This window comes from Limnoglobus sp., from assembly GCF_059499385.1.
In genome coordinates, this window is record NZ_JCABYM010000007.1 from 1 (window position 1) to 8,904 (window position 8,904).

General features: G+C 68.9%; 8 protein-coding genes. All 8 read left to right on the forward strand.

The window, feature by feature from the left end:
* Positions 1–171 precede the first annotated feature (171 nt).
* The 8 genes from coxB to phnX all read left to right on the forward strand — a co-directional run bounded on the left by coxB (position 172) and on the right by phnX (position 8,737).
* The gene (gene coxB / locus AC5JJ2_RS00835) at positions 172–1,317 is read left to right on the forward strand and encodes a cytochrome c oxidase subunit II (protein ID WP_495856065.1); all 1,146 of its coding nucleotides are present in this window, start codon (positions 172–174) and stop codon (positions 1,315–1,317) included.
* Between the two features lies 1 nt (position 1,318).
* Positions 1,319–3,085, forward strand: a complete 1,767-nt coding sequence (locus tag AC5JJ2_RS00840; RefSeq protein WP_495856066.1) for a cytochrome c oxidase subunit I — start codon at positions 1,319–1,321, stop codon at positions 3,083–3,085.
* Positions 3,075–3,899 (forward strand): cytochrome c oxidase subunit 3, encoded by an 825-nt coding sequence (locus tag AC5JJ2_RS00845; RefSeq protein WP_495856067.1) that lies wholly within the window; start codon positions 3,075–3,077, stop codon positions 3,897–3,899. Before AC5JJ2_RS00840 ends, AC5JJ2_RS00845 begins: the two co-directional genes overlap by 11 nt.
* 65 nt (positions 3,900–3,964) lie before the next feature.
* The gene (locus AC5JJ2_RS00850) at positions 3,965–4,294 is read left to right on the forward strand and encodes a cytochrome C oxidase subunit IV family protein (RefSeq protein WP_495856068.1); all 330 of its coding nucleotides are present in this window, start codon (positions 3,965–3,967) and stop codon (positions 4,292–4,294) included.
* A gap of 20 nt (positions 4,295–4,314) precedes the next feature.
* Positions 4,315–5,466, forward strand: coding sequence for a c-type cytochrome (locus AC5JJ2_RS00855; protein ID WP_495856069.1), 1,152 nt, complete (start codon positions 4,315–4,317; stop codon positions 5,464–5,466).
* Between the two features lie 219 nt (positions 5,467–5,685).
* Positions 5,686–6,882, forward strand: a complete 1,197-nt coding sequence (locus tag AC5JJ2_RS00860) for a COX15/CtaA family protein (RefSeq protein WP_495856070.1) — start codon at positions 5,686–5,688, stop codon at positions 6,880–6,882.
* 149 nt (positions 6,883–7,031) lie between these two features.
* Complete coding sequence (cyoE, locus tag AC5JJ2_RS00865; protein WP_495856071.1) at positions 7,032–7,964, forward strand: heme o synthase; 933 nt, start codon at positions 7,032–7,034, stop codon at positions 7,962–7,964.
* Between the two features lie 17 nt (positions 7,965–7,981).
* Positions 7,982–8,737 (forward strand): phosphonoacetaldehyde hydrolase, encoded by a 756-nt coding sequence (gene phnX / locus AC5JJ2_RS00870; protein WP_495856072.1) that lies wholly within the window; start codon positions 7,982–7,984, stop codon positions 8,735–8,737.
* The last annotated feature ends 167 nt before the right edge of the window (positions 8,738–8,904 follow it).

The window sequence follows — 8,904 nt, forward strand, 5'->3', positions numbered from 1 at the left end:
AAACCCCCTCGTTCCGAACCTCCGGTTCGGGACGCGCCGCCGCAAACGAGACGTGTGCGGCGGCGAGGGCGGTTGCAGCCGCCCTTGTTCGCGAACCAGAGGTTCGGGACGAGAAGACAGAGTTACCGCGGGCGACCCCGCGACCGAGACTTGACCGACGAGGACGACCGCATGTATCCCCAACAACCCACCTCGCCGGGCGTCGGCGGCATGGGCCTGCCCGCGTGGCCGGCCCAGGCGACCGACTTCGCCGAGCGGTACGACTGGCTGTTCCTCTACATCCTCGCCGTCACCACCATCGCCGGCCTGTTGGTCTACGCCGGCCTCACGTACCTCTGCTTCCGGTACGCCAAGAAGCCCGGCGGCAAGTCCGTCCGCATCCTCGGCTCCCACAAGCTCGAGTTCCTCTGGACGGCCGTGCCGACGGCGTTCTTCGTCTCGTTCTTCGTGTTCGGCATCCCGCTCTTCGACGAGGCCAGCCACCCGCCGGCCGACGCCCCCGAAATCTTCGTCGTCGGCAAGCAGTGGATGTGGAAGATTCAACACCCCAACGGCGTCCGCGAGATCAACGAGCTGCACCTGCTGAAGGGCCAGGCCGTCAAGGTCACGGTGTCCAGCGAGGACGTGATCCACAACTTCGGCATCCCGGCGTTCCGGAACAAGATCGACGCCGTCCCCGGCCGGTACGTGCAGACGTGGTACAAGCCGACGCTCGCGGGCACGTACCACATCTTCTGCGACCAGTACTGCGGCCAGGGGCACTCGCAGATGGTCGGCAAGGTCCACGTGATGGACAAGGACGACTACGCCGCGTGGCTGGACGGGCACAAGACGGACGCCCAGGGGACGCCCGGCGACCGGCCGACGGACGGGACGGCCGCGTGGCACGGCCAGCAGCTGTTCTTCAAGATGCAGTGCATCAACTGCCACAACAACGTGTACGACGCGGACAGCGTGAACTCGTCGAACCGCGCCCCGAACCTGGAGGGGCTGTTCGGCTCGCAGGTCCCGGTCGAGGGCGGGAAGTCGGTGGCCGCGGACGCCGCCTACGTCCGCGAGTCGATCCGCAACCCGATGGCGAAGGTCCACGCCGGGTGGAAGCCGATCATGCCGGCCTACCCGCGGGCGCAGCTGAGCGAGGAGGAACTCGGCCAGCTCGTCGCCTACGTCCAGTACCTGAAGGCCGGGCGGCTGCCGAAGCGGACCTCGCAGGACGCCGCCCCGGTCGGCGCGCCGACGGCCGCCGAGTCGCTGGGGAACCAGCCGCCGCCCGCCCCCCCGATGAATCCGACCCCGCCGAAGGGAGGGAACAACTAACATGACCCCGGCCATTCCCACGCCGACCGTCGTTGTCCCGACGGCGACCGTCCTGGAACTCGACTACACGCCGCAGACCGCCCCGCCGGTCGCGGACCTGTACGGCCCGCCGAAGGTGAACTACCTGAACCACGCCCACGGCTGGCTGTCGTGGCTGCTCACGGTGGACCACAAGCGGATCGGGTTGCTGTACCTCGTGCCGCTGACCGTCTTCTTCCTGTGCGGCGGCATCGCGGCCGGCCTCGTCCGGCTGAACCTCCTCCAGCCGACCGGCGCGATCCTGGAGCTGGACCAGTACAACAAGGCGTTCACCGCCCACGGCACGATCATGCTGTTCCTGTTCCTCATCCCGGTCATCCCGGGCGTGCTGGGGAACTTCTTCGTGCCCATGATGATCGGCGCGAAGGACATGGCGTTCCCGAAGCTGAACCTGCTGTCCTGGTACGTCTGGTTCGGCGGGGCGATGTTCTTCGTCGTGGCACTCCTCGTCGGCGGCCTCGACACCGGGTGGACGTTCTACCCGCCGTACAGCAGCAAGTACTCGCACACGAACGTGCTGCTCGCCGGCCTCGGCGTGTTCATCACCGGGTTCTCGTCCATCCTGACCGGGTTGAACATCATCGCGACCGTCCACAAGATGCGGGCCCCCGGCCTGACGTGGGGCCGGCTGCCGCTGTTCGTCTGGGCGATGTACGCCACGAGCGTCATCCAAATCCTGGCGACGCCGGTGCTAGCGATGGCCGTCTGCCTGCTGGCGACGGAGCGGATCTTCGGCGTCGGCATCTTCGACCCGTCACTCGGCGGCGACCCGCTGCTGTTCCAGCACCTGTTCTGGTACTACAGCCACCCGGCCGTGTACATCATGATCCTGCCGGGGATGGGCGTCATCAACGAGGTCATCACCTGCTTCAGCCGGAAGAACATTTTCGGGTACAAGGCGGTCGCGTGGTCGTCCGTCGGGATCGCGGTCGTCGGGTTCCTGGTGTGGGGCCACCACATGTTCCTGTCCGGCCAGGGCGTGTACCTGGGGATGGTGTTCTCCGCCCTGACGATGATGGTCGCCGTGCCGAGCGCCATCAAGGTGTTCAACTGGGTGTCCACGCTGTACGGCGGGCAGATCACGTTCGAGGCCCCGATGCTGTTCACCATCGGGTTCATCGTGCTGTTCACGATCGGCGGGCTGACCGGCCTGTTCCTGGGGATCATGGGGACGGACATCCACCTGCACGACACGTACTTCGTCATCGCGCACTTCCACTTCACGATGGTCGGCGGGATGATGTTCGCGTGGCAGGCCGGGCTGCACTTCTACTGGCCGAAGATGACCGGGAAGATGTACTCGGACTTCTGGAGCCGGCTGGCGGCGGTCGTGATGCTGGTCGGGTTCAGCCTGACGTTCCTGCCGCAGTTCGTGGCCGGCTACCACGGGCTGCCCCGCCGGTACCCGTACTACCCGGCCGAGTTCCAGCTGATGAACATCCTGTCCACGGCCGGGGCGACGATCCAGGGGATCGGGTACGTGATGCCGGTGTTCTACCTGACGGCCAGCCTGTTCTTCGGGAAGGACGCCGGGGCGAACCCGTGGCGGGCGACCGGGCTGGAATGGCAGGTCGGCAGCCCGCCGCCGCCGCACAACTTCGAGGAACTGCCGGTCGTGACGCACGGCCCGTACGAGTACGCCCTGCCGAGCAAGTACACGCTCCAGGCCGGGCACGCACACGAGACGAACGGCCACGCGGCCGGGAACGGGGGGACCAGTGGCCACTGACACGGAACACGGGCACGCGGTGGCGCACCCGGCGAACCAGCCGATCGTCGCGCACCACTTCAACAACATCCGCCAGCAGCACGCCTCCGTCCGGTTCGGGATGTGGGTGTTCCTGGTGACGGAAGTGCTGTTCTTCGGCGGCGTGCTGTGCGCGTACACCGCGTACCGCATCTGGTACCCGAAGGAGTTCGAGGCCGGCAGCACGGCCCTCAACCCGCTGATCGCGAGCATCAACTCGTTCCTGCTGCTGTCGAGCAGTTTTACGATCACGCTCGCGATCCGCGCCGCGTACAAGCAGGAGCAGGCCGGGCTGAAGCTCTGGCTGCTCGCCACCATCGTGCTGGGCACGGTGTTCCTCGGGTTCAAGGCCCGCGAGTACTACGGCGACTACGAGGAAGGGCTGATCCCCGGCCCGGCGAAGACGCTCGTTTCGACGACCGACGAGTTCGGCAAGCCGGCCCTGCGGGAGGTGAGCGTCTTCGCGGTGAACCTGAAGCACGTGCTGGAGCACAAGAGCGCGAAGGCGAAGGCGATCGGCGACAAGATGACGTGGAACGAGCGGGAGCGGGTGCAGATCTTCTTCATGTTCTACTACAGCATGACGGGGCTGCACGTCATCCACATGATCGTCGGGCTGGGCTTGCTCGTGTGGCAGTTGTACCTGGCGCAGGTCGGGTTCTTCGTGCCGCAGGAGCGGTACGTGTACATCGAGGTGATGAGCCTGTACTGGCACTTCGTGGACCTCGTGTGGATTTTCCTGTTCCCGCTCCTGTACATGGCGGGCAGCCACACGGCCGAGGCGCTGCATTTTTAAGGGCGAAAGCCCGCCGACGAACGTCGGCGGGGAGACCGGCGACACACGGTACTGAGAGAATCGCGATGTCCGAGCACGTTCAAAAGCCGATCGTCTTCGAGGACGACCACGCCCCGCCGGCGACGGTCGGCGGCAGCACGCTGATCTTCCTGATCCTCGCCGGGCTGACGTGCATGGCGATGCTGATCGGGTTCACCGACCTCGGCCCGGTCAAGGTGTGGGTGAGCCTCGCCGTGGCGTGCGTCCAGGGGGTGGTGCTGACGGTGTTCTTCATGGACCTGCGGCACGGCGACAAGCTGACGTGGCTGACGGCCGCGGCCGCCGTGTTCTGGACGTTCCTGCTGTTCCTGTTCACCCTCACCGACTACCTCACGCGGCAGTATTACGCCTTCTGACGCGGCCGCAGGTTCCGGCCATGCGACGACACCGGTTTCTCACGGGCGGGGGCGTGGCCCTCGCCCTGCTCGTTCTCGGCGGGTGCTCGTCGCCGGAGTCGTCCGGGTACGACCCGAACCTCCGATTCCTCCTCCGCTCCGACCCCATCGTCGCGAAACTGCCGCCGACGCCGCCGGCCGACCTGCACGCCAACGGCAAGCTCGACGAGGCGATCAAGAACCTCGCGAACCGGGGCGGCACGCTATACGAGCCGGAAACGCTGCCGAAGGACCAACGGGACAAGCTCGCGGCCGTGCTGGACGACCTGTTCGGCACGCCGGCCGCGCCGAGGCTGCCGGGCGGTGACGCCCTCCGCTTGAGTCCGGAGAAGTTGGCCGCCGGCGGGCGGGTGTACAAGGACAAGTGCGCCCAGTGCCACGGGACGGCCGGCGACGGCCGCGGGCCGACCGGGGCGTGGGTCTACCCGCACCCGCGGGACTTCCGGCTGGCGAAGTTCAAGTACGTCTCGACGACGACCGGCGTGCCGGCCCGCGACGACCTCGTGGCGATGGTGAAGGTCGGCATCGCCGGGAACTCGATGCCCGGCTTCGCGCTGCTGCCGCCGGACCAACTCGACGCGGTCGTCGGCTACACGCTCTTCCTTTCCGTCCGCGGGCGTGTTGAAACCGAACTGCTGTCCGCGGTTCTGAGTGAAGACGGCCTCGGCGGTCCGCCGGAGGCGTTCGCGTCGGCGGCGCTGGCGAAGTGGGTGCGGAACTTCGCCGAGGCGGAAGCGAGGGTCGTCCGCCCGGCCGTGCCCACGATCGAGGCGAAGGACGGCGGCGCGGACGCGGCCTACGACGACAAGGTCCGCCGCGGGTTCAAGAGTTTTGCGACGGCGGCGTGCGCGAGCTGCCACCGGGACTACGGCCGGGAGACGCACTACCTGTACGACGACTGGGGCGTGGCCGTGCGGCCGGCGAACCTGAGTACGGGAAGTTATCGCGCCGGCGGCGAGCCACTCGACCTGTTCCGCCGCGTGCGGTGCGGCGTGCCGCCGTCCGGGATGCCGGCGGTCGGCGCGGCGACGCTGACGGACGAGCAGGCGTGGGACTTGGTGCTGTTCCTGAAAGCGCTGCCGGTCCCGCGGCACCTGCCGCCGGACGTGCGGGTTGTTGTCTACGGCAAATAGCGGTGGGCTTGCCCACCGTGCGGGCCGAGTCTTCGAGGCCCGCACCACGCTGCCTATCGCGGGGAACTTTACGCGGTGGGAGGAACGTTCCCGCGGGAGGAAGGCCGACGCGCCCGCGGGAAGGTGATCGCGTCGGGAGGAACGTCCCTGTGTCGGGCAGGCCCACGCGGTTTCTCGAAGACTCGAAACCGCCGGTGGGCAAGCCCACCGCTATATGACATGAGTACCGTCCGACCTGTCCCCCGCTGGGTCCGCCTCGCCGGCATCGTCACGGTGCTGCTGTGCGTGCTGCTGCTCGCCCTCGGCGGGTTCGTCACCACGTTCCGCGTCGGTATGGCCGACCCGGTCTGGCCGACCGAACCCTGGTTCCTCCTCGGCCAGGACTGGCAGCAACTCGAGTTCGGGTTTCTCGTCGAGCACACGCACCGCCTCGCCGGGTGGCTCACCGGGGCGGCCGTCAGCCTGTTCGCCGTCGGCGCATGGCTCGCCGAGCCGGACCGCCGGCTCAAAATCGTCGGCCTCGTCACGCTCGTCGGCCTGCTCGCGTCCTACGGCGAGTTCCACCGCGGCATGGGCAAGGTTTGGAGCGAGGTTCAAGAGAAGGCACGGGAACAACGCCACCTCGACCCGAAGCAGTCGGACTTCGCCGACCGGCTCGTCGAGTCCGACGTGCTCAAGCAAGTGACGAAGTGGCCCGTCGGGCAGGGCCTCGGCACGGCCGCGTTCGCCGTTGCGGTGCTGTGCTTCGGCGTCGTCGCCGCGACGCGGCGGACGCCCGGCGGGTGGGTGCGGTTCGCCGCGAACCTCGGCCTCGTGTTCGTCATGGTTCAGGGCCTGCTCGGCGGGTTCCGCGTGTTCCTGAACGCGCTGGCCGGCACGAACCTCGCCGCGATCCACGGCGTCTTCGGCCAGGTCACGTTCGCCGTCCTCGTCGCCGCGATGGTGTTGTGCTCCCCGCGCCGCGAGTCGGATTCGCTCGCTGAAAACGACCGCGCCTCCCTCACGCGGCTGGCGTGGGTCACGGTCGGCGTGCTGCTCGTGCAACTGGTGTGGGCCGTGTGGGTGCGGCACTACGGGTCGTCCGTCGCCCAGCGGCTGCACATCCTCACGGCGTTCGTCGCCACCGGGTTCCTCGTCTGGCTGGCCGCGAAAATCCTGCTGAACCCGGCCGCGAAGGCCGTCTTCCGCGGCATCGCGATCCACCTGATGTTCATCCTCGGCACGCAGCTGCTGCTCGGCGTCGAGTCGTACATGGGCAAGTTCGTCGCCGCCGGGCCGCAGGCGCAGAAGCTCCCGGAGGAGCGGCAGGTGACGAAGCCGCAGGCCGTGATGCGGACGGCCCACCAGCTGATCGGCGCGGGCTTGCTCGCGGCGACGGTCGCCGCCGCCGTGCGGCTCGGCCGCCGGCCAAAGTAGTAGGCACACTCCGTGTGCCGTTTGCTGTCGGTCGCAGCGGCTCGGACGAACTCGCCGACCCGCCGAGGAGACGGCACACGGAGTGTGCCTACTACTATGGCGGCCCGCGTTCCGTAAATTACTCCTTCACCCCGAGCAGACGAACCACCATGCCCGCCACCGCCACGCTGCCGCGACCCGCGACCGCCCCGCCCGCCGAGGGCCGGGCGACCGTCGCCGATTACGTCGAGCTGACGAAGCCGAAGATCGCGACGATGGCGCTCGTCACCGTCGCCGTCGGGTACTTCCTCGGCGCGGCCCCGACGCCGGACCTCGCGGTCCTTCTGCACACGCTCATCGGGGCCGGCCTCGTCGCGGCCGGCGGCAGCGCCCTCAACCACTGGCTCGAGCGCGGCGCGGACGCGCGGATGAACCGCACGCGGAACCGGCCGATCCCCGGCGGGCGGATGAACCCGGCCGAGGTGCTGTCGTTCGGGCTGACGCTCGCCGCCGTCGGCGTGGCGTACCTGGCGGTCGCCGTGCCGCACTACCAGGCGGCCGTCGCCGCGGCCGTGACCGGGTTCCTGTACGTGGCCGTGTACACGCCGTTGAAGCAAATCACCGCCTGGAACACGGTCGTCGGCGCGGTCCCCGGCGCGCTGCCGCCGGTGATCGGGTGGTGCGCCGCCCGCGGGGCGCTGTCCGCGGACGCCGTCGCGCTGTTCGCGGTCCTATTCGTGTGGCAGTTGCCGCACTTCTACAGCATCGCGTTCCTGCACCGGCACGACTACGCCCGCGGCGGCATGAAGATGCTCCCGTGCGTCGAGCGGCCGGACGGCCTCTGGACCGGCGTGGCGACCGTCGCGACGTGCGGCCTGCTGTTGCTCGTCGGCCTGACGCCGTTCCTGTTCGGCTCGGCCCGGCTGTTGTTCCTCATCGGCTCGGCGGCCCTCGGCGTGTGGTTCCTGGCCCGGTGCGTGCGGTTCGCGGTCGTGCGGAACGAGCAGACGGCCCGGTCGGTGCTGCGGGGGTCGCTGGTTTACCTCGCCGGCGTGATGCTGCTGCTCGTCGTCGATTGGGTGCTGCCACGGTATCTCGGCTAACCGCCGCGGGCGATGCCATGCCGATTCAACTCGTCGTCTTCGACTGGGCGGGAACCCTCATCGACTTCGGCTCCCGCGCCCCCGTCCTCGCGTTCGTCGAGGCGTTCGCGAAGAAGAGAATCGCCGTCACGGAAGAACAAGCCCGCGCCCCGATGGGGCTGCACAAGAAGGACCACGTCCGCGAGATGCTCAAGGCGCTCGGCCGGCCGTGGACGGAGGCCGACGTGGTCGAGCTGTATCACGTCGTCACGCCGCTCCAACTCGAAGCGGCGAGGGCGTGCGCCACGCTCGTCCCCGAGGCGGCGGCGTGCGCCGCGTTCCTCCGCGACCGCGGCATCAAGGTCGGCACGACGACCGGCTACTTCCACGCCGCCCTGGACGTGTGCCTCGCCGCGGCGAAGGAACAAGGGTTCGTCCCGGACGCCTCGGTGTGCGCGGACGACGTGCCGCACGGCCGGCCGGCCCCGTGGATGACGTTCCGGCTGATGGAGCGGCTGAACGTCTTCCCGCCGGGCGCGGTGCTCAAGGTCGGCGACACGCGGGCGGACATGGCCGAGGGGAAGAACGCCGGGGCGTGGGCCGTCGGCGTCACGGACAGCGGCAACGAGATCGGGTTGAGCGAGGCCGCGTTCCGGGAACTGTCGGAGGCGGACCGCGAGGCCCGGCGGGAGAAGGCCCGCGACGCGCTGTTGGACGCCGGGGCGGACGCGGTGATCGACACGCTCGCGGAGCTGCCGGACGCCATCGCCGCGATCGAGGGGATGATGGGATAAGGTAGGTCGGCCGACCACCAGCCTGCCGCGGGGATGAGGTTGCTACTGCCGTGGCGAGCGTCGCGGCGTGAGCGCGACGTGCCTCGTGTCTCGCGGCGACCGGCCGCCCTCGCTTGTGGAACCCTGAGCGGAAGCGACGGGGTGAGGGACACTGACCCACACCCCGT

Excerpts from the sequence above, each read along its gene's own strand:
- coxB (WP_495856065.1), top strand. The coding sequence starts at position 172 with ATGTATCCCCAACAACCCACCTCGCCGGGCGTCGGCGGCATGGGCCTG.
- AC5JJ2_RS00840 (WP_495856066.1), top strand. The coding sequence starts at position 1,319 with ATGACCCCGGCCATTCCCACGCCGACCGTCGTTGTCCCGACGGCGACC.
- AC5JJ2_RS00850 (WP_495856068.1), top strand. The coding sequence starts at position 3,965 with ATGTCCGAGCACGTTCAAAAGCCGATCGTCTTCGAGGACGACCACGCC.
- AC5JJ2_RS00855 (WP_495856069.1), top strand. The coding sequence starts at position 4,315 with ATGCGACGACACCGGTTTCTCACGGGCGGGGGCGTGGCCCTCGCCCTG.
- AC5JJ2_RS00860 (WP_495856070.1), top strand. The coding sequence starts at position 5,686 with ATGAGTACCGTCCGACCTGTCCCCCGCTGGGTCCGCCTCGCCGGCATC.
- cyoE (WP_495856071.1), top strand. The coding sequence starts at position 7,032 with ATGCCCGCCACCGCCACGCTGCCGCGACCCGCGACCGCCCCGCCCGCC.
- phnX (WP_495856072.1), top strand. The coding sequence starts at position 7,982 with ATGCCGATTCAACTCGTCGTCTTCGACTGGGCGGGAACCCTCATCGAC.